The organism is Streptomyces solitudinis (assembly GCF_036323765.1).
GTDB lineage: Bacteria > Actinomycetota > Actinomycetes > Streptomycetales > Streptomycetaceae > Streptomyces.
This window is the reverse complement of sequence record NZ_JAZDCW010000008.1, coordinates 34,832-53,345: the sequence shown is the minus strand read 5'-3', so window position 1 is coordinate 53,345 and position 18,514 is coordinate 34,832. Positions and strand designations below refer to the sequence as shown.

General features: G+C 74.9%; 23 protein-coding genes. 6 read left to right on the top strand and 17 right to left on the bottom strand.

From position 1 onward, the window contains the following. The first annotated feature begins 114 nt into the window (after positions 1 to 114). From V1J52_RS20225 to V1J52_RS20210, 4 genes are read left to right on the top strand one after another with little or no spacing between them, the layout of a single operon-like run. Positions 115 to 1,236, top strand: a complete 1,122-nt coding sequence (locus V1J52_RS20225) for a sensor histidine kinase (protein ID WP_330141325.1) — start codon at positions 115 to 117, stop codon at positions 1,234 to 1,236. Further along, entirely contained in the window at positions 1,236 to 1,991 is a 756-nt protein-coding gene (locus tag V1J52_RS20220) for a LytR/AlgR family response regulator transcription factor (RefSeq protein ID WP_330141324.1), read from the top strand. Before V1J52_RS20225 ends, V1J52_RS20220 begins: the two co-directional genes overlap by 1 nt. Continuing rightward, positions 1,988 to 2,380: a hypothetical protein gene (locus V1J52_RS20215; RefSeq protein ID WP_330141323.1), complete on the top strand. Its 393-nt coding sequence runs from the start codon at positions 1,988 to 1,990 to the stop codon at positions 2,378 to 2,380. The genes V1J52_RS20220 and V1J52_RS20215 overlap by 4 nt, the downstream gene beginning before the upstream one ends. Then, on the top strand, positions 2,377 to 3,867 hold the full coding sequence (locus V1J52_RS20210) for a sodium/solute symporter (protein ID WP_330141322.1): 1,491 nt from the start codon (positions 2,377 to 2,379) through the stop codon (positions 3,865 to 3,867). Before V1J52_RS20215 ends, V1J52_RS20210 begins: the two co-directional genes overlap by 4 nt. Here the strand turns inward: V1J52_RS20210 and trpA are convergent. The 9 genes from trpA to hisI all read right to left on the bottom strand — a co-directional run bounded on the left by trpA (position 3,858) and on the right by hisI (position 10,819). Then, complete coding sequence (trpA, locus tag V1J52_RS20205) at positions 3,858 to 4,769, bottom strand: tryptophan synthase subunit alpha (RefSeq protein WP_330141321.1); 912 nt, start codon at positions 4,767 to 4,769, stop codon at positions 3,858 to 3,860. The genes V1J52_RS20210 and trpA overlap by 10 nt on opposite strands. After that, positions 4,766 to 6,082, bottom strand: coding sequence for a tryptophan synthase subunit beta (gene trpB / locus V1J52_RS20200; protein ID WP_330141319.1), 1,317 nt, complete (start codon positions 6,080 to 6,082; stop codon positions 4,766 to 4,768). The genes trpA and trpB overlap by 4 nt, the downstream gene beginning before the upstream one ends. Positions 6,083 to 6,253: 171 nt before the next feature. After that, complete coding sequence (gene trpM / locus V1J52_RS26240; protein WP_503676892.1) at positions 6,254 to 6,394, bottom strand: tryptophan biosynthesis modulator TrpM; 141 nt, start codon at positions 6,392 to 6,394, stop codon at positions 6,254 to 6,256. Between the two features lie 5 nt (positions 6,395 to 6,399). After that, the gene (trpC, locus tag V1J52_RS20195) at positions 6,400 to 7,206 is read right to left on the bottom strand and encodes an indole-3-glycerol phosphate synthase TrpC (RefSeq protein ID WP_330141318.1); all 807 of its coding nucleotides are present in this window, start codon (positions 7,204 to 7,206) and stop codon (positions 6,400 to 6,402) included. 152 nt (positions 7,207 to 7,358) lie between these two features. Then, a complete protein-coding gene (locus V1J52_RS20190; protein WP_330141316.1) occupies positions 7,359 to 7,751 on the bottom strand; it encodes a DUF2752 domain-containing protein in 393 nt (130 codons plus the stop codon). A gap of 133 nt (positions 7,752 to 7,884) precedes the next feature. Beyond that, positions 7,885 to 8,127, bottom strand: a complete 243-nt coding sequence (locus V1J52_RS20185; protein ID WP_330141315.1) for an HGxxPAAW family protein — start codon at positions 8,125 to 8,127, stop codon at positions 7,885 to 7,887. 57 nt (positions 8,128 to 8,184) lie between these two features. Then, positions 8,185 to 8,934 carry a TIGR02234 family membrane protein gene (locus V1J52_RS20180; protein WP_330141314.1) on the bottom strand — a complete coding sequence of 250 codons (750 nt, stop codon included), beginning with the start codon at positions 8,932 to 8,934 and terminating at the stop codon, positions 8,185 to 8,187. Continuing rightward, on the bottom strand, positions 8,931 to 10,451 hold the full coding sequence (locus V1J52_RS20175) for an anthranilate synthase component I (protein ID WP_330141313.1): 1,521 nt from the start codon (positions 10,449 to 10,451) through the stop codon (positions 8,931 to 8,933). Before V1J52_RS20175 ends, V1J52_RS20180 begins: the two co-directional genes overlap by 4 nt. 2 nt (positions 10,452 to 10,453) lie before the next feature. Next, positions 10,454 to 10,819: a phosphoribosyl-AMP cyclohydrolase gene (gene hisI / locus V1J52_RS20170; RefSeq protein ID WP_330141312.1), complete on the bottom strand. Its 366-nt coding sequence runs from the start codon at positions 10,817 to 10,819 to the stop codon at positions 10,454 to 10,456. A gap of 155 nt (positions 10,820 to 10,974) precedes the next feature. On the opposite strand from hisI, the gene V1J52_RS20165 reads away from it, so the two are divergent. Together V1J52_RS20165 and V1J52_RS20160 are read left to right on the top strand one after the other, a co-directional pair. Next, on the top strand, positions 10,975 to 11,865 hold the full coding sequence (locus V1J52_RS20165) for a hypothetical protein (RefSeq protein WP_330141311.1): 891 nt from the start codon (positions 10,975 to 10,977) through the stop codon (positions 11,863 to 11,865). Between the two features lie 57 nt (positions 11,866 to 11,922). Continuing rightward, the gene (locus V1J52_RS20160; RefSeq protein ID WP_330141310.1) at positions 11,923 to 12,555 is read left to right on the top strand and encodes a TIGR03085 family metal-binding protein; all 633 of its coding nucleotides are present in this window, start codon (positions 11,923 to 11,925) and stop codon (positions 12,553 to 12,555) included. A gap of 118 nt (positions 12,556 to 12,673) precedes the next feature. Here V1J52_RS20160 and hisF read toward each other — a convergent pair whose 3' ends face one another. From hisF to hisD, 8 genes are read right to left on the bottom strand one after another with little or no spacing between them, the layout of a single operon-like run. Further along, positions 12,674 to 13,429 (bottom strand): imidazole glycerol phosphate synthase subunit HisF, encoded by a 756-nt coding sequence (gene hisF, locus V1J52_RS20155; protein WP_330141309.1) that lies wholly within the window; start codon positions 13,427 to 13,429, stop codon positions 12,674 to 12,676. Continuing rightward, positions 13,426 to 13,818, bottom strand: coding sequence for a Rid family hydrolase (locus V1J52_RS20150; RefSeq protein WP_330141308.1), 393 nt, complete (start codon positions 13,816 to 13,818; stop codon positions 13,426 to 13,428). The genes hisF and V1J52_RS20150 overlap by 4 nt, the downstream gene beginning before the upstream one ends. Further along, entirely contained in the window at positions 13,815 to 14,555 is a 741-nt protein-coding gene (gene priA / locus V1J52_RS20145; RefSeq protein WP_330141307.1) for a bifunctional 1-(5-phosphoribosyl)-5-((5-phosphoribosylamino)methylideneamino)imidazole-4-carboxamide isomerase/phosphoribosylanthranilate isomerase PriA, read from the bottom strand. The genes V1J52_RS20150 and priA overlap by 4 nt, the downstream gene beginning before the upstream one ends. Next, positions 14,555 to 15,196 carry an imidazole glycerol phosphate synthase subunit HisH gene (gene hisH / locus V1J52_RS20140; protein WP_330141306.1) on the bottom strand — a complete coding sequence of 214 codons (642 nt, stop codon included), beginning with the start codon at positions 15,194 to 15,196 and terminating at the stop codon, positions 14,555 to 14,557. Before hisH ends, priA begins: the two co-directional genes overlap by 1 nt. A gap of 4 nt (positions 15,197 to 15,200) precedes the next feature. After that, positions 15,201 to 15,359 carry a CG2302 family histidine operon protein gene (locus V1J52_RS20135; RefSeq protein WP_330141305.1) on the bottom strand — a complete coding sequence of 53 codons (159 nt, stop codon included), beginning with the start codon at positions 15,357 to 15,359 and terminating at the stop codon, positions 15,201 to 15,203. Continuing rightward, positions 15,356 to 15,949, bottom strand: coding sequence for an imidazoleglycerol-phosphate dehydratase HisB (gene hisB, locus V1J52_RS20130; protein WP_330141304.1), 594 nt, complete (start codon positions 15,947 to 15,949; stop codon positions 15,356 to 15,358). The genes V1J52_RS20135 and hisB overlap by 4 nt, the downstream gene beginning before the upstream one ends. Next, positions 15,946 to 17,070, bottom strand: coding sequence for a histidinol-phosphate transaminase (locus tag V1J52_RS20125; protein ID WP_330141303.1), 1,125 nt, complete (start codon positions 17,068 to 17,070; stop codon positions 15,946 to 15,948). The genes hisB and V1J52_RS20125 overlap by 4 nt, the downstream gene beginning before the upstream one ends. After that, positions 17,067 to 18,401, bottom strand: coding sequence for a histidinol dehydrogenase (gene hisD / locus V1J52_RS20120; protein WP_330141302.1), 1,335 nt, complete (start codon positions 18,399 to 18,401; stop codon positions 17,067 to 17,069). Before hisD ends, V1J52_RS20125 begins: the two co-directional genes overlap by 4 nt. Positions 18,402 to 18,514: the final 113 nt, after the last annotated feature.

Sequence of the window (18,514 nt, the reverse complement as noted above, 5' to 3'; positions counted from 1 at the left end):
GGCGCCGGGCCCGGCGGCACCCCCCCACCCCGCGGCGCGCCCGCCGTCCCTGGCGCGCACCCGGGCGCCGCCGGGCCCGGCGCCATTCCGGTTCCCCTGGGTTACGGTCTGCCCGTGGACAGGACGAGCCGGCCCGGCACACCAGGCGCCGCCCGGCCCCGGCGGACATGGACGCCGTGGCCCGGGCGGCGCGGCGCCCGCCCCGCGGGCACGGGCCTCCCCGCGACGATCGCCGCGCTGCGGGAGGCCCGGCTGCTGGGCGCGGACCTGCGCGCCGGGCTGCGCGGAGGCGGGACGGCGGCGGCCCGGCGCATCCGCCGGCTCCTGCGCGCCGACGCCGTGCTCCTGGCCGACCTCGACGGGCCCGTCGCCCGGCACGGTGCCCTGCCGCGGGGCAGCGGGGCGGAGGGGCTGCTCGCCGAGGTGTACGAGCACGGGACCGCCCTGCGCCGCCCCCCGCTGTGCGCGGCGCCGCTGATCGTGGCCGACGAGCTGGCCGGCTGCCTCATCGCCGCCGGGGACGTGGCCGAGGAGGACCTCAGCGAGGTCGCCCGGCTCGTCGCCGAGCAGCTCGACCACGCCGAGCTGCGCACCGCCCGCACCCGGATCGCCGCCGCCGACCTGCGGACGCTGCGGGCGCAGATATCACCGCACTTCCTGCACAACGCGCTCGCGGTCATCGCCGCCCACATCCGCAGCGACCCCGGCCGGGCGCGCGGGCTGCTCACGGACTTCGCGGACTACCTGCGCTACAGCTTCTCCACCCAGGGCGACTACGCGACCGTCGCCGCCGAGCTCCAGGCCACGCAGACGTACCTGGAACTCCAGCGCGCCCGGTTCGACGACCGCCTCGACATCACGGTGCGGATGGCCCCGGAGATCCTGCCCGTCGCCATCCCCTTCCTGGTCGTGCAGCCCATCGTGGAGAATGCGGTCCGGCACGGACTGGAGCGGAAGGCGGGGCGCGGCCACATCAGCGTCTCCGGCTTCGGCGAGGGGCCGCTCGTCGTCATCGAGATCGAGGACGACGGCGTGGGCATGGACCCCCAGCTCGCCCGCGCCGTCCTCGCGGGCTCCGGGCCCCCGGCGAAGGGCGTGGGCCTGGCCAACGTGGACCAGCGGCTGCGCGCGGTGTACGGGCCCGAGCACGGCCTGCTCATCGAGACCGCGCCGGACAGCGGTACCAAGGTCGTCATCCGGGTACCGCGCTTCATGCGAGGAGTGGTGGCCGAGTGATGCTTCAGGTTCTGGTCGTGGAGGACGAGCCGTTCACCCGGGAGGAGCTGAACGGCTTCCTCGCCGGCATGCCCGAGATCGCGGACGTGGTGTCCGCCGAGAGCGGCGAGGCGGCCGTGCGGCTGCTGGGCGGCACCGCGTTCGACGCGGTCTTCCTGGACATCTCCATGCCGGGCCTGGACGGGATGGCGGTGGCCCGGGTGATCAGCATGCTCTCGGCCCCGCCCGCGATCGTGTTCGTCACCGCCTCGGAGTCGCACGCCATCGAGGCGTTCGGCATCGGCGCGGTCGACTACCTGCTCAAGCCGGTGCGCCCGGAGCGGCTGGCCGACTCGGTGGCGCGCATCGCACGGCTGCGCCGGGGCCCGGAGGAGGAGGGCGGCCCGGCCGACGAGCTGGCGGTGGTGCAGATCGAGCACAGCAGGCGCACCGTGTTCGTGCGGCGCGACGACATCCAGTTCGCCGAGGCGCACGGGGACTACGTGCGGCTGCACACCGCCGACGGCACGCACCTGATCCGGCTCTCCCTGTCCTACCTGGAGGACGTGTGGGCGCCGGCCGGTTTCGTGCGGGTGCACCGGGGCTTCCTGGTGGCGGTGCGCTGGGTGCACGACCTGCGGGTGACCAGCTCGGCCGGGCTGGTGGCCTGCACCCCGGCCGGTGACGTCCCCGTCAGCAGGCGGCACGCCAGGGGCCTGAAGGAGCGGCTCATCGACGCGGCCCGCAGCGGCCAGCTCGGCCGGGCGGCGAGGTGACCGGCGCCCGGCGGGTGAAGGTCACCAGCCCGCAGACCCGTATCGCGCTGGCCCGGGGCCGCCGCAGCGACCGCCGCTCGCTGCCGCTGCCGGGGCCGGCCGATCCGGAGCTGGCCCGGCGCGTCTTCGCGGCGCAGCGCCGCACGGCCCTGCGCACCACCGTCCTGCTGGCGGCCGTGCTGTTCGGCACGAGCGGCACGATCGCGGCGCTGCCCGTGCTGGACCGGCTGCGGGTGGGCGGGGTGCCCGTCTCCTGGCTGCTGCTGGCCGCGGCGACGTACCCGCTGCTGCTGCTCATCGCCGCCGCGCACGTGCGCACGGCCGAGCGCACCGAGGAGGCCGAACGCGGTGGAACCGGGCCGGGCGAGCGGGACGGCGGCGGGGCGTGACCGGTCTGCTCGCCATCGGGTTCCTCGTCGGGGCGAGCCTGGTCATCGGCGTCTACGGGGTGCGGGCCGCGCGGACCACACCGGACTTCCTGGTCGCCTCCCGGCGGGTGGGCAGCGGGCTCAACGCCATGGCCATCGCGGGCGAGTACGTCTCGGCGGCCTCCGTGCTGGGGCTGGCGGGGCTGCTGCTCAAGGACGGCATCGGCACCATGTGGTACGCCGTCGGGTTCACGGCCGGGTACGTGGCCGTCGCGGCGCTCGTCGCCGGGCCGATGCGCCGTTCGGGGGCCTTCACTGTGCCGGACTTCGCCGAGTACCGGCTCGGCTCGCCCGCGGTGCGCAGGCTGTGCGGGCTGATCGTGCTGGTGATCATGTGGCTGTACCTGGTCCCGCAGTTCAAGGGCGCCGGAGTGGTGCTCCAGCTCGTCAGCGGGACCCCGTACTGGGTCGGTGTGGTGCTGGCGGGCCTGGTGGTGAGCGGGTCGATCGCGGTGGGCGGGATGCGCTCGGCGACGTACGTGCAGGCGTTCCACTACCTGGTGAAGCTGGTGTTCATCGCGGTGCCCGCCGTCTTCCTGGTGGCGCACTCCGGGGCCCGGACGCGGGAGGCGGCGCTGACGCCGGTCACCGTGCCGGAGGGGTGGAGCCGCCCGCTGCTGGACGTGGGCGGCTCGGGGTACCCGCTGCTGTCGACGTGGTCGGTGCTGCTGGCCACGACGCTGGGCGCGGTGGGCCTGCCGCACGTCATCATGCGCTTCCACACCAGCTCCAGCGCCCGCGCGGCGCGCCGGGTGGCGGTCGGGGTGATCGCGCTGCTGGGCGTGTTCTACCTGTTCCCCGTCGTGTACGGGCTGCTGGGCCGGGTGCTGACCCCGCACCTGGTGCACGACAACGCCACCGACACCGTCGCCGTGGTGCTGCCCGGCGAGGCGGTTCCGGGGATGCTGGGCAGTGTGCTGACGGCCCTGGTGGCCGCCGGGGCGTTCGCCGCGTTCCTGTCCACGTCCTCGGGGCTGCTGCTGGCGCTGGCGGGCGGCCTCTCGCACGACCTGTTCGGCAGCGGGCTCTCCCGGCTGCGCGCCGCGGTCGCGGCCGGGGCGTTCGTGGCGGTGCTGCTGTCGCTCCCGGCCGCGCACCTGGCCATCAACGTGCTCGTCGGCTGGGCCTTCGCGGTGGCGGCGTCCACCTTCTGCCCGCTGCTGGTGCTGGGCATCTGGTGGCCCCGGCTGACGCTGGCGGGCGCGGTGAGCGGTCTGGTCGCCGGGGCCACCTCGGCGACGGGCGCGGCCCTCGTCTCGGCGCTCGGCGCCTTCGAGCCGGGGCTGCTCACCGTCCTGCTGGAGCAGCCCGCGTCGTGGACGGTGCCGCTGGCCTTCGGGACGATGATCGGCGTGTCCTGGTGGGGTACGCCGCCGGAAGGGGCGGAGCGTGCGGTGCTGCGCCTGCACGCCCCCGACCCCTCCCCCGCCGGGCGGCGTCAGCCCTGACGCACGGCCTCGCGCACGCCGCGGGCCAGCTCGCCCGCCAGCTCCCGCACCTCCGCCAGGCCGGCGTCGAGGTCGTCCGGGTGGTCGAGCAGCCGCTTGACGAACGCGGAGCCGACGATCACGCCGTCGGCGAAGCCGGCCACCTCGGCGGCCTGGGACCGGCCGGAGACGCCGAGCCCGACGCACACCGGCAGGGTGGTGGCGGCCCGGGTGCGCCGGACCAGTTCCGCCGCCTGCCGGCCCACCGAGGCGCGGGTGCCGGTGACGCCCATGAGCGAGGCCGCGTAGACGAAGCCGCTGCCCGCCGCCGTGATGGTGGCCAGCCGCTCGTCCCGGCTGCTGGGCGCGACCACGAAGACGGTGGCCAGCCGGTGCCGCTCGGCGGCCTCGCGCCACGGGCCCGACTCCTCCACCGGCAGGTCGGGCAGGATGCACCCGGCGCCGCCCGCGTCGGCCAGCTCGGCGGCGAAGCGCTCGGGCCCGTAGCGGTCCACCGGGTTCCAGTAGGTCATGACGAGCACCGGGGCGCCGGTGGCGGCGTGCGTCTCGCGCACGGTGCGCAGCACGTCGGCGATGCGGACGCCGCCGCGCAGGGCGATGTCGTCGGCGGTCTGGATGACCGGGCCGTCCAGCACCGGGTCGCTGTGCGGCAGCCCGACCTCGACGATGTCGCAGCCGCCCTCCAGCAGCGCGGTGCAGGCCGCGATGCCGCCGTCCACCGTCGGGAACCCGGCGGGGAGGTAGCCCACGAGCGCCGCGCGGCCCTCGTCCCTGGCCCGGCCGAGCACGGAGTCCAGCAGGGCGGCGTTGCCCCGCGCTCCGGCCGGGACGGGCGGCAGGTCGCCCGCGTCGTGCGTGGCGGCGGGGGTGCCGGTGCCGTGGATGTGCGTGGTGCCCGTCATCGTCCGGCCTCCGCCGTGTCGTCGTCCGCGCCGTCGTTCCCGTCCGCGCTGTCCGTTCCGAGCGCGTCCCGCCCGCCGCTCGCGGGCTGCTCGTCGTAGTAGCCGAAGTAGCGGGCGGCGGTGTCCATGTCCTTGTCGCCGCGTCCGGAGAGGTTGACCAGGACGAGCCCGCCTTGGCCGAGTTCGCGGCCCAGCTCCAGGGCTCCGGCGAGTGCGTGGGCGCTCTCGATGGCGGGGATGATGCCCTCGGTCTGGGACAGCAGCCGCAGGGCCCGCATGGCCTCGTCGTCGGTCACCGGGCGGTATTCGGCCCGTCCGGCGTCCTTGAGGTAGGAGTGCTCGGGGCCGATGCCCGGGTAGTCCAGACCGGCGGAGATCGAGTAGGGCTCGGTGATCTGGCCCTCGTCGTCCTGGAGGACGTAGGAGCGGGAGCCGTGCAGGATGCCGGGCTCCCCGGCGGTCAGCGTCGCCGCGTGCTCGCCGGAGTCCACGCCGTGGCCGGCGGCCTCCAGCCCGACCAGCCGCACGGCGGCGTCGCCGAGGAACGCGTGGAAGAGGCCGATGGCGTTGGAGCCGCCGCCCACGCAGGCGGCGACGGCGTCCGGCAGCCGCCCGGTGCGCTCCAGGATCTGGCGGCGGGCCTCGACGCCGATCACCCGGTGGAAGTCGCGGACGAGGGCGGGGAACGGGTGCGGTCCGGCGACGGTGCCGAACAGGTAGTGGGTGTCCTCCACGTTGGCGACCCAGTCGCGGAACGCCTCGTTGATGGCGTCCTTGAGGGTGCGGCTGCCGGAGGCGACGGGGACGACCTCGGCGCCCAGCATGCGCATCCGGGCGACGTTGAGCGCCTGGCGCCGGGTGTCGATCTCGCCCATGTAGATCGTGCAGTCGAGGCCGAACAGGGCGCAGGCGGTGGCGGTGGCCACGCCGTGCTGCCCGGCGCCGGTCTCGGCGATGACGCGGGTCTTGCCCATGCGCCGGGTGAGCAGGGCCTGCCCGAGCACGTTGTTGATCTTGTGGGAGCCGGTGTGGTTGAGGTCCTCGCGCTTGAGGAAGACGCGGGCTCCCCCGGCGTGTCCGGCGAAGCGCGGGACCTCGGTCAGCGCGCTGGGCCGGCCGGTGTAGTTGACCAGCAGGTCGTTCAGCTCGGCGGCGAAGGCCGGGTCGGCCTTGGCCTTGGCGTACTCGGCGGCCACCTCGTCCACGGCGGCGACGAGCGCCTCCGGGATGAACTTGCCACCGAACGCGCCGAAGTACCCTTCGGCGCTCGGGACGGTGCCCTCGGGGTCGGGCAGGAAGAAGTCAGCGGACATCGACGCAGCTCCTGGGACGCGGTCGTTACGTGACGATAAGCACGGATGCGCGGGCGTGCGGGCACGGCCGCGCCCGGCGGCGGCCGTCCGGGCGTGCCGGAGCGGCCTGCCGCCGGGGCGGCCCGGACGGGCGGCCCGCTCAACGGCGGGGGTGCCGCCGGCCCGGCCCGCTCATCGCCATCGGCGTCCGTTGACCTGTCCCGGTTCCGCTCCGATGTGGTAGCGCACGCGCCGCCCGTGGACCCGCCGCGCCGGGGCGCGGCAGCCGCGCGGCCGGCAGCCGCGGGCGAGTCGGGCGTGGGCGCGGCGCACGGCGGTCAGCGTCCGTGGCGCAGGGCCGGGTGGGCACCGGCGGCAACGAGGTCGGCCACCGCCGTCCTCGGGTCCTTGCCGGTCACCAGCGACTCGCCGACCAGCACCGCGTCCGCGCCGTCGTTGGCGTAAGCGATGAGGTCGTGCGGGCCGCGCACGCCGGACTCGGCGATGCGCACGACGTGGTCGGGGATCTCGGGGGCGACGCGGGCGAAGTTGCCCCGGTCGACCTCCAGCGTCCTGAGGTTGCGCGCGTTGACGCCGATGACGCGGGCTCCCGCGTCCACCGCGCGCTCGACCTCCTCCTCGTCGTGCACCTCGACCAGCGGGGTCAGGCCGATGCTCTCGGCCCGTTCGATGAGGGAGACGAGCGCGTCCTGCTCCAGGGCGGCGACGATGAGCAGCGCGAGGTCGGCGCCGTAGGCGCGCGCCTCCCACAGCTGGTAGGCGGTGACGATGAAGTCCTTGCGCAGCACCGGGATGCCGACGCGGGCGCGCACGGCCTCCAGGTCGGCCAGGGATCCGCCGAAGCGCCGCTGCTCGGTGAGGACGGAGATGACCGCGGCGCCGCCCGCCTCGTAGTCGGCGGCGAGCCCGGCCGGGTCCGCGATGGCGGCCAGCGCGCCCTTGGAGGGGCTGGACCGCTTCACCTCGCAGATGACCTTGATCCCCTCGCCCCGCAGGGCCGCCACGCCGTCCAGGGCCTGCGGGGCCTGCGCGACGCGCTCCTTGAGGTCGTCGAGGCTCACGCGCGCCTGGCGTTCGGCGAGGTCCTCGCGGACGCCGTCGATGATCTCGGCGAGCACACTCACGCGAGCGGCCCCTTTCTGCTGGGTGGCGGACGGCCGTGAGGAGCGGACGGTCGCGGTCGGTCCCTGTGATGGTATCCGGCCACCGGGGCGGTGCCCGCATCCGGTGCCCCGGAGTCTCACATACCGGAGGAAAGGGCCAGAGCCGCACCGGTCTACGGGGCCAGGGCGGCGCCGGCGGGCAGGTTCCGCGCGACGGTGAAGAGGAGCGTCAGCGCGCCTGCGGCGTACGCCCATCCGGGCCGCGGGACCGGCGGGCGGTCCGGGCGCAGCAGCCACCGCGCACCCAGCACGGCGAGGACCACCACACCGGCCACCACCAGCGCGTTCGCGCCCGCGGCGGTGCCGAGATGGCCGTGCAGCAGGGCGTGGGCGGCCCGCAGCCCGCCGCAGCCGGGGCACAGCAGCCCGGTGTGGCGCAGCACCGGGCAGGGCGGGTAGCGGACCGGCTCCCCGGGAGGGACGGCGGCGACGTACGCGGCGGCGGCCCCGAGCACGGCCGCTCCCGCCAGCGGCACGGCGCGGGGGCCGAAACGGAACGGGCGCATCCGCCCAGCCTGCCGCCCGCGCCGCGCCCGGACAGCGCGACGCGCCCGCCGCGGCACCGGTACGGGTGCCGCGGACGGGCGCGCGTCAGCGGTACGGGGCGGGAACCCGGGCGGCGCTTCGCCGCCCGGGCGGTCAGCTGGTGACGCCCGCGCGCTCCCGGCGGTCGGCGGCGTCCTGGGACTCCTTCGGCGCGCCGAGGCCCATCGAGCGCATCACCATGCCGACGACACCTCCGAGCGCGACGACGACGAGCCCGGCCACCACGCCGACCGGCTGGGCCATGACGGTGAACGCCGCGCCGATGCCGAAGCCGATGAAGGCGATGATGACGCCGGTCCAGGCGGCGGGGGTGTGTCCGTGGCTGCTGTCCGCCATGAGTGCTCCTCGTCGGTCAGGGGTGTCGGGGCCGGGTCGGATTCCCCGCTCATTGTGTCAGGGGCGGTCAGGACCGTCGCGCCCGGCCGTCCGGTCGTCAGCGCCGGGGGACGCCCCCTCGGGCGGACCGGTGGGGTCCTCGCCGCGGTCGAGCGCCTTCCACAGCTCCTCGGGACGCTCCGGGTCGGCGGGCGCACGGGCCGCGCGCTGACGGCGCGGTGCTCCCTCGCGTTCGTAGCGGCTGCCCATCGCGGGCCAGTGCCGTCCGTACCGCAGGGCGAGCAGCCCGGCGCCCAGCAGCAGGGCGCCGCCCACCGCCGCGGCGTAGGGCCAGCCGCTGTGGGAGACCTGCTCCAGGGAGCTGTGGGCCAGCCCCGTCGCGGAGGCCGCGGCGCCGTCCAGGCCGGTGGTGCCGGAGGCGCCCGCCAGCGCCGCGGCCAGCGTCCCGGCGCCGCAGGCCGCGAGCAGCAGCGCGACGGCCGCCCTGGTGGCGCGGCGCACCGCGAAGACGGCGACGAGGGCGGCGAGTCCGACCAGGGCCAGCGCGCTGGGCAGCCCGGTCACGTCACTGCCGCTCGCCTCCACGGGCATCCGGGCGCCGCCTTCCACGGCGTAGCCGCGCACCCACGGCTGGCCCGCCGCGACGAGCACCACGGCGGCGCCGAGCGCGCCGCCGGACAGGGCGGCCCCGAGCGCACGGCGCGGCCCCTGCCCGGTGCCTGACGCGGTCTCGGGTCCGGTGCCGGACCCGGTGCCGGTTGCGGGTTCGCGGTCGGGTTCCGGGGCGGATTCGGGCGAAGTGGTCACGTCTCCACGCTACCGCCGAGGTGGTGGGCGGACTCCACCGCCCTGAGCACGGCCGCCGCCTTGTTGCGGCACTCGGTGTCCTCGGCGTGCGGGTCGGAGTCGGCGACGACCCCGGCGCCCGCCTGCACGTAGGCGGTGCCGTCGCGCAGCAGCGCGGTGCGGATGGCGATGGCGGTGTCCAGGTCCCCGGCGAAGTCCAGGTAGCCCACGCAGCCGCCGTACAGGCCGCGCCGGACCGGTTCCAGCTCCTCGATGATCTGGAGCGCGCGCGGCTTGGGCGCGCCGGAGAGCGTCCCGGCGGGGAAGCAGGCGGTGAGCGCGTCGAACGCGGTGCGTCCCGGTGCCAGCCGTCCGGTGACCGTCGAGACGATGTGCATGACGTGGCTGTACCGCTCGACCGACATGAAGTCGACGACCTCGACGCTGCCGGGTGCGCAGACCCGTCCCAGGTCGTTGCGGCCCAGGTCCACGAGCATGAGGTGCTCGGCGCGCTCCTTGGGGTCGGCCAGCAGCTCCTCGGCCAGCGCGTTGTCCCGCTGCGGGGTGGCGCCGCGCGGGCGGGTCCCGGCGATGGGGTGCAGCAGGGCGCGGCCGTCCTCCACCTTGACGAGCGCCTCGGGGCTGGACCCGACGATGTCGAAGCCGCCGCCGTCCTCCCCGGTCCCGCCGAAGCGGAACAGGTACATGTACGGGCTGGGGTTGGTGGTGCGCAGCACCCGGTAGACGTCCAGCGCCGAGGCGGCGCACGGCGTCTCGAACCGCTGCGAGGGCACGACCTGGAACGCCTCCCCGGCCCGGATGCGCTCCTTGACGTCCTCCACGGCGTCCTGGAACGCGGCGCCGCCCCACCGCTCGGTGTACTCGGGGACCTGGGGGTCGGGCAGGGCGGAGGCGCCGGCGGCGACCGGGCGGTCCAGGTCGTCCGCCATCGCGTCCAGCCGGGCGACGGCGTCGGCGTACGCCTCGTCCACGCCCGTCTCCAGGTCGTTGTGGTTGATGGCGTTGGCGATGAGCAGCACCGTGCCGTCGCGGTGGTCGAGCACCGCGAGGTCGGAGGTGAGCAGCATGGTGAGTTCGGGCAGCCGCAGGTCGTCCCGTGCGCTGTCGCCCACGCGTTCCAGGCGGCGCACGATGTCGTAGCCGAGGTAGCCGACCATGCCGCCGGTGAAGGGCGGCAGGTGCGGATCGCGCGGGGTGTGCAGCGCCTCGACGGTGGCGCGCAGCGCGGCGAGCGGGTCGCCGCCGGTGGGGACGCCGACGGGCGGGGTGCCGGTCCAGTGCGCCTGTCCGTCCCTGACGGTGAGCGCGGCGGAGCTGCGCACGCCGACGAAGGAGTAGCGCGACCAGGTGCGGCCGTTCTCGGCCGACTCCAGCAGGAAGGTGCCGGGCCGTTCGGCTGCGAGCTTGCGGTACAGGGCGATCGGGGTGTCGCCGTCGGCCAGCAGCCGCCGGGTGACGGGGATGACGCGACGGTCCTTGGCCAGCGTGCGGAACGCGTCGAGGTCGGGGGTGGTCATCGTCAGCGCCCCTCCCCCGCCGCCACGGGCAGATCGCCGGCGTCGAAGCAGGTGCGGTCGCCGGTGTGGCAGGCCGCGCCCACCTGGTCGACCCGGACGAGGACGGTGTCACCGTCGCAGTCGAGGGCGACCGACCGCACGTGCTGGACGTGCCCGGAGGTGTCGCCCTTCACCCAGTACTCGCGGCGGCTGCGGCTCCAGTAGGTGCAGCGCCCGGTGGTCAGCGTGCGGTGCAGGGCCTCGTCGTCCATCCAGCCGAGCATGAGGACCTCGCCGGTGTCGTACTGCTGGGCGATGGCGGGGAAGAGACCGTCGGCGTTCCTCTTGAGGCGGGCGGCGACGGCGGGTTCGAGCGCGGAAGCGGGCATGGCCACATTCTGCCGTCGCGGAACCCGAACCGGAAAACCGGCATAACGTGCGTAAAGCGCGTAAAGCGCCTGGCCGTTCGCCGCCGCAGGCTGTTCCCGACCTGTGACGCTGCCCGGGGAGTCGAATGTCTGTGGCATGGGGCATGCTGTCGACCATGAGTTACCCTCCGCCGCCGAACAATCCGTCCGGGTCCGGCGCCGGCGGCGGCTTCGGCCCGCCGCAGGGCTTCGGGCCCCCCGAACAACCCGGTCCGCCCGCCGGGGGCTACGGCTACCCCGGCCAGTCCGGCGGGTACCCCGGCGCCCCCGGGCAGCCGCCCGGCGGTTATCCGGGCCAGCCGCCCTACGGCGGCCCCGGCATACCCGGCGGCCCGCCCGGCGGCCCCGGCATACCCGGCGGCCCGGGCGGTTACCCGCCTCCGCCGCCCGGCGGCAGCGGGGGCAACGGGCCGAAGGTGGCCGCCATCGTCATCGGTGCCGTCCTCGTCGCCGCCCTCGTCGTCGGCGGCCTGCTCATCGCCAACCAGGGTGACGGCGACGCCCAGGCGGACGGGGACACGTCCCCCTCGCCCACGCCCTCCGGCACGGCGGAGGCCTCCCCGGCGCCGAGCGAGGAGGCGAGCAGCCCTCCCACCGAGGAGGCGACGGACGGCCCGGCGTCGCCCGCCGCGACGCCGCGCATCCAGTACGTCGTCCTCGACCCGGGCACCTGCTTCGACCACCCCACCCTGACGAGCGGCCTCTCCGAGATCGAGGAGAAGCCGTGCAGCGGGGAGCACGACGCCGAGGTCATCTCCAACCTCACCCTCACCGGTGACTTCGCCGACGACGACGCGATCGGCCAGAAGGCCCTCGAACTGTGCGAGACGGACGCCATGGAGCGGGTGCGGAAGCTCCCGCAGAGCAACACCGTCTACTACCCCTTCGCGCTCTACCCGCTGAGGACGACGTACGTGCTCCAGGGCAAGGACACCGTCTCCTGCGCCCTGACCCAGAGCAACGCGGCCGACGGCGAGAAGATGACGGGGCCCCTTCCCGGGAGCTGAGGCGGCCCGGTGGCGCGGCGCCTCGCCCGGCGCCGCCCCCGGCCGTAGGGTGGAGACATGTCCACCCATGCCAAGCGTGAACGCCTGCTCCTCGCCGACCTGTTGGAGGCGTCGGGTCCCGACGCCCCCACCCTGTGCGAGGGGTGGTCCACCCGCGACCTCGCCGCCCACCTCGTCGTGCGCGAGCGCCGGGCCGACGCGGCGGGCGGCATCCTGATCAAGCCGCTCGCCGCCCGGCTCGGCCGCGTCCAGGGCGAGTTCGCCGCCAAGCCCTACGAGGAGCTGGTCCAGCTCATCAGGACGGGCCCGCCGCGCATGTCGCCGTTCTCCCTCAAGCAGGTCGACGAGGCGGCCAACACCGTGGAGTTCCACGTCCACGCCGAGGACGTCCGCCGCGCGCAGCCGGACTGGACGCCGCGCGAGGTGGACCCGGTCCTCGCGGACGCCCTGTGGCGCAGGCTGGAGACGACCGCCCGGGTGTACGGCCGCCGGTGCCCGGTCGGGCTGGTGCTGCGCCGCCCCGACGGCCAGACGGCGGTGGCCCGCAAGGGCACCCCGGTGGTCACGGTCACCGGCGAACCGGCCGAGCTGCTCCTGTTCGCCAGCGGCAGGCAGCAGGTGGCCGACGTCGAGCTGGCCGGCGACAAGGACGCCGTGGCCCGGGCCACCGAGGCCCGCCTGGGCATCTGAGCCCACCGGGGACGCCCGCCGCGGCCGTCCCCGCCCGGAACAGCCCCCCGGGTGCCGGAACCGTTCCGGCACCCGGGCGGTCCGGGACCCAGCAGTCCCGGACCGCCCGGTGCCGGGGCTACCGCACCGGGTGCCCGGAGTCCCGCAGCGCCGCCTTGACCTCCGCGATCCGCAGGTCCCCGAAGTGGAACACGGAGGCCGCCAGGACGGCGTCCGCCCCAGCCTCGACCGCCGCGGGGAAGTCGGCGGGCTTGCCCGCGCCACCGGAGGCGATCACCGGTACGCTCACGTGCCGCCGCACGGCGTCGATCATCTCGGTGTCGTAGCCGTCCTTCGTGCCGTCGGCGTCCATGGAGTTGAGCAGGATCTCCCCGGCGCCCAGATCAGCCGCCCGGTGCGCCCACTCCACCGCGTCGACGCCGGTGCCGCGCCGGCCGCCGTGCGTGGTCACCTCGAACGCGCCGGACGCCGTCCGCCGCGCGTCCACGGACAGCACGAGGACCTGGCGGCCGAAGCGTTCGGCGATCTCCCGGATCAGCTCGGGGCGCGCGATGGCGGCGGTGTTGACGCCGACCTTGTCGGCGCCCGCGCGCAGCAGCCGGTCCACGTCGTCGGCGGCGCGCACCCCGCCGCCCACGGTCAGCGGGATGAAGACCTGCTCGGCGGTGCGGCGCACCACGTCGTAGGTGGTCTCCCGGTTCCCCGAGGACGCCGTGATGTCCAGGAACGTCAGCTCGTCGGCGCCCTCGGCGTCGTAGACCTTCGCCATCTCCACCGGGTCGCCGGCGTCCTTCAGGTTCTGGAAGTTGACGCCCTTGACGACCCGGCCGCCGTCCACGTCCAGGCAGGGGATGACTCGTACGGCCAGGGTCACGGACGTTCTCCTCGGAATGCTTCCAGTTCGACTTCCACCAGGACGCGCGAGTCGGTGAAGCCCGACACCACGACGAGCGTCGCGGCGGGCCGCACGGTGCCGAACTGCTCCCAGTGGGCGCGGCCCACGGCCTCCACGTCCCGGGCGTGGGCCAGGTACATGCGGGTGCGGACGACGGACTCGGCGTCCAGCCCGAAGGGCTCCAGCGCGGCGAGCGCCCGCGCGAACGCCGTCCTGGCCTGCTGGTACGGATCGCCCTCGCCCTGGATGACGCCGTCCACGAACGCCGTCGTGCCGGCCACCACCACCAGGTCACCGGCGGCGACCGCGCGGGCGGAGCCGACGGACTCCTCCCAGGGGTCCTCGCTCCGCACGCGCTCGACCGTCATGCCGCCACCGCCTCCAGCGCCTCTTCCAGGGTGAACGCCTTCGCGTACAGGGCCTTGCCCACGATCGCGCCCTCCACCCCGCTGGGCACCAGCGTGGCGATGGCGCGCAGGTCCTCCAGGGAGGAGACGCCGCCGGACGCCACGACGGGCCGGTCGGTGGCGGCGCAGACGTCCCGCAGCAGCTCCAGGTTGGGGCCCTTGAGGGTGCCGTCCTTGTTGATGTCGGTGACCACGTAGCGGGCGCAGCCCTCGGAGTCCAGCCGGGCCAGCGTCTCGTACAGGTCGCCGCCGTCCCGCGTCCAGCCCCGGCCGCGCAGCGTGGTGCCGCGCACGTCGAGCCCGACGGCGATCCGGTCGCCGTGTTCGGCGATGATCTTCGCCACCCACTGCGGGGACTCCAGGGCGGCCGTGCCGAGGTTCACCCGCGTGCACCCCGTGGCCAGCGCGGCGGCGAGCGAGGCGTCGTCGCGGATGCCGCCCGACAGTTCCACCTTGAGGTTCATGCTGCGCACGACCTCGCCGATCCGTTCCCGGTTGTCCCCGGTGCCGAACGCGGCGTCGAGGTCCACCAGGTGCAGCCACTCGGCGCCCGCGGCCTGCCAGGCCAGCGCGGCCTGGAGCGGGTCGCCGTAGGACGTCTCGGAGCCGGACTCGCCGTGGACCAGCCGGACGGCCTGGCCGTCGCGCACGTCCACGGCGGGGAGCAGTTCGAGCTTTCGGAGCGTTGCCTCGGGCATCAAAGGGTCTCGATCCAGTTGGTGAGGAGCTGCGCGCCGGCGTCGCCGGACTTCTCGGGGTGGAACTGGGTGGCCCACAGCGGGCCGTTCTCGACGGCGGCGACGAACCGTTCGCCGTGCGTCGACCAGGTGACCTTCGGCGGCGCCAGCGCCGCGTTGTGGGTTTCGAACTCCCACGCGCGCACGGCGTAGGAGTGCACGAAGTAGAACCGGGCGCCGGCGTCCAGGCCGGCGAACAGGGCGGTGTCCGCAGGGGGCTCCACGGTGTTCCAGCCCATGTGCGGGACGACCTCGGCCTTGATCGGCCCGACCGTCCCGGGCCACTCGTCCAGGCCCTCCGCCTCGATGCCGTGCTCGACACCCCGGCTGAAGAGGATCTGCATGCCGACGCAGATGCCCATCACCGGACGGCCGCCCGCCAGGCGGCGGCCCACGATCCAGTCGCCCCGGGCCTCCCGCAGCCCGGCCATGCAGGAGGCGAAGGCGCCTACCCCGGGCACCAGGAGACCGTCGGCCTCCATCGCCCGGTCGAAGTCGCGGGTGATCTCCACCTCGGCTCCGACGCGGGCGAGCGCCCGCTCGGCGGAGCGGACGTTGCCGAAGCCGTAGTCGAAGACGACGACGTCCTTCTTCGCTGTCACGCGGTCACACCTCCAGTCGCAGGACGCCGGCCAGCAGGGACAGCGCCGAGCCGATGCCGAGGACGGTGATGACGGCCTTCGGCTGGCCCTGCTTCCAGAACGAGACCGCCCCGCCCAGCAGGAACAGCCCGACGAAGATGAGCAGGGTCGACAGGCCGGTCACAGCGCGCCCTTGGTGGAGGGGATTCCCGTCTGGCGCGGGTCGATCTCGCTGGCCTGGCGCAGGGCACGGGCGAGCGCCTTGAACTGGCACTCCACGATGTGGTGGGCGTTGCGCCCGTAGGGCACGTGCACATGCAGGGCGACCTGCGCCTGCGCGACGAAGGACTCCAGGATGTGCCGCGTCATCGTGGTGTCGTACTCGGCGCCGATCATCGGGGCCATGCCCTCGGGTTCGCTGTGCACGAGGTACGGGCGGCCCGAGAGGTCCACGGTCACCTGCGCCAGCGACTCGTCCAGCGGCACGGAGGCGTTGGCGAACCGCACGATGCCGCGCTTGTCGCCGAGCGCCTGCCGGAACGCCGCGCCCAGCGCCAGCGAGGTGTCCTCGATGGTGTGGTGGGAGTCGATGTGCAGGTCGCCCTCGGTCTTGACGCTGAGGTCGAACAGGCCGTGGCGGCCGAGCTGGTCCAGCATGTGGTCGAAGAAGCCGACGCCGGTGGCGACGTCGACCTTCCCCGTGCCGTCCAGGCCGATCTCGACGAGGACGGTCGTCTCCTTGGTGGTGCGTTCCACGCGGCCCACGCGGCTCATGGCTTCTTCTCCTTCATGACGGCTCGTACCGCGTCCAGGAACGCGTCGTTCTCCTCCGGGGTGCCCGCGGTCACCCGCAACCAGCCCGGTACTCCGTTGTCCCGGACGAGCACGCCGTGCTCCAGCAGCGCCTGCCACACGGCGTGGGCCCCGCCCTCGCCGGTGAAGCGGCCGAACTGCACGAAGTTGGCGTCGGAGTCGGTGACCTCGCATCCGGCGGCGCGCAGCTCGCGGACGATGCGGTCCCGTTCGGCCTTCAGCTCCTCGACGTAGCCCAGCAGCGTGTCGGTGTGCTCCAGGGCCGCCAGCGCGGTGGCCTGGGTGACGGCCGACAGGTGGTAGGGCAGCCGCACGAGCTGGACGGCGTCCACCACGGCGGGGTCGGCGGCCAGGTAGCCGAGCCGCAGCCCGGCGGCCCCGAACGCCTTCGACATGGTACGGGAGACGGCCAGGTTGGGGCGGCCCGCCAGGAGCGGCAGCAGGGAGGGGCGGTGGCTGAACTCGCCGTACGCCTCGTCCACCACGACGAGTGCGCCCCTGCCGCGGGCCGCCTTCTGCGCGGCGTCGTACAGGGCCGCCACCGTCTCGCCCGCGACCGCGGTGCCGGTGGGGTTGTTGGGCGAGCAGACGAAGACCACGTGCGGCCGGTGCCGGGCGATGGCGCGGCGGGCGGCCTCGACGTCGATGGTGAAGTCCTCCTCGCGCGGCCCGGACAGCCAGCCGGTGCCGGTGCCGCGCGCGATGAGGGCGTGCATCGAGTAGGACGGTTCGAAACCGAGCGCGGTGCGCCCGGGTCCGCCGAACGCCTGGAGGAGCTGTTGCAGCACCTCGTTTGAGCCGTTGGCCGCCCAGACGCCGTCGGTGTTGACGGGGTGGCCGCCGGTGCGGGTGAGGTAGGCCGCGAGCCGGGTGCGCAGCTCGACCGCGTCCCGGTCGGGGTAACGGTTCAGGCCGCGCGCCGCCTCGGTGACCCGCTCGGCGATCCGGGCCACCAGTTCCTCGGGCAGCGGGTAGGGATTCTCGTTGGTGTTCAGCCGCACGGGCACGTCGAGCTGCGGCGCGCCGTAGGGGGACTGGCCGCGCAGCTCGTCCCGGACCGGCAGGTCGTCGGAGGCGGTCACGCGCCGGGCACCTTCCCGTCGAAGCGGGCCGTGAGGGCCGCGCCGTGGGCAGGGAGGTCCTCCGCGTCGGCGAGGGCCACGACGTGGTGGGTGACCTCGGCGAGGGCCTCGCGGCTGTAGTCGACGACGTGGACGCCGCGCAGGAAGGACTGCACGGACAGGCCGGAGGAGTGGCAGGCGCAGCCGCCGGTGGGCAGCACGTGGTTGGACCCGGCGCAGTAGTCGCCGAGCGAGACGGGCGCGTACGGGCCGACGAAGACGGCGCCGGCGTTGCGCACCCGGGCGGCGACGGCGGCGGCGTCCGCGGTCTGGATCTCCAGGTGTTCGGCGGCGTAGGCGTCCACGACGGCGAGGCCGTGCTCGACGTCGTCCACGAGGACGACCCCGGACTGGCGGCCGCCGAGCGCCTCGGCGATCCGCTCGCTGTGCCGGGTCCGCGCGACCCGGTCGGTCAGCTCGGCGTCCACGGCGTCGGCCAGCGCCTCGGAGTCGGTGACCAGGACGGCGGCGGCGAGCGTGTCGTGCTCGGCCTGGCTGATCAGGTCGGCGGCGACGTGCGCGGGGTCGGCGGTGTCGTCGGCGAGGACGGCGATCTCCGTGGGACCGGCCTCGGCGTCGATGCCGATGCGCCCCTTGAGCAGCCGCTTGGCCGCGGCGACCCAGATGTTGCCGGGCCCGGTGACGAGCTGGGCCGGGCGGCACTCGTCGGTTCCGTAGGCGAACATGGCGATCGCCTGGGCGCCGCCGGCCGCGTACACCTCGTCGACGCCGAGCAGGGCGCACGCGGCGAGGATCGTGGGGTGCGGCAGTCCGCCGAAGGCCGCCTGCGGCGGGGAGGCGACGGCCAGCGAGGCCACCTGCGCCTCCTGGGCGGGGACGACGTTCATCACCACGGACGACGGGTAGACGGCGTTGCCGCCGGGCACGTAGAGGCCGACGCGTTCGACGGGCACCCAGCGCTCGGTGACGGTGCCGCCGGGCACCACCTGGACGGTGTGGTCGGTGCGGCGCTGGGCGGCGTGCACGGTGCGGGCCCGCCGGATGGACTCCTCCAGCGCGGCGCGCACGGCCGGGTCCAGCTCCTCCAGGGCGCGCGTGAGGGCGTCGGCGGGCACGCGGACGCGGTCGAGGGTGACGCCGTCGAACCGCCGGGCCAGGTCGATCAGCGCCGCGGTGCCGCGATGCGCGACGTCGTCGCAGATGGGCCGCACCTTCTCCAGGGCGGCCTCCACGTCCAGTTCGGCGCGGGGCAGTACGTCGCGGTCGACCGCGACGCCGCCGGAGGCGGAACCGCGCAGGTCGATTCGGGCCAGGGAAATCGTTCGCAGCACCCCTCCAGTCTCTCAGACCTCGTCAGGCGGCCGGGCCACGTATCAGTGCGTGATACGCCTGTCCGTTGTCAGTGCTGACCGTTAGCGTTGTTCCCGTCACGCGCGGTGCGCGC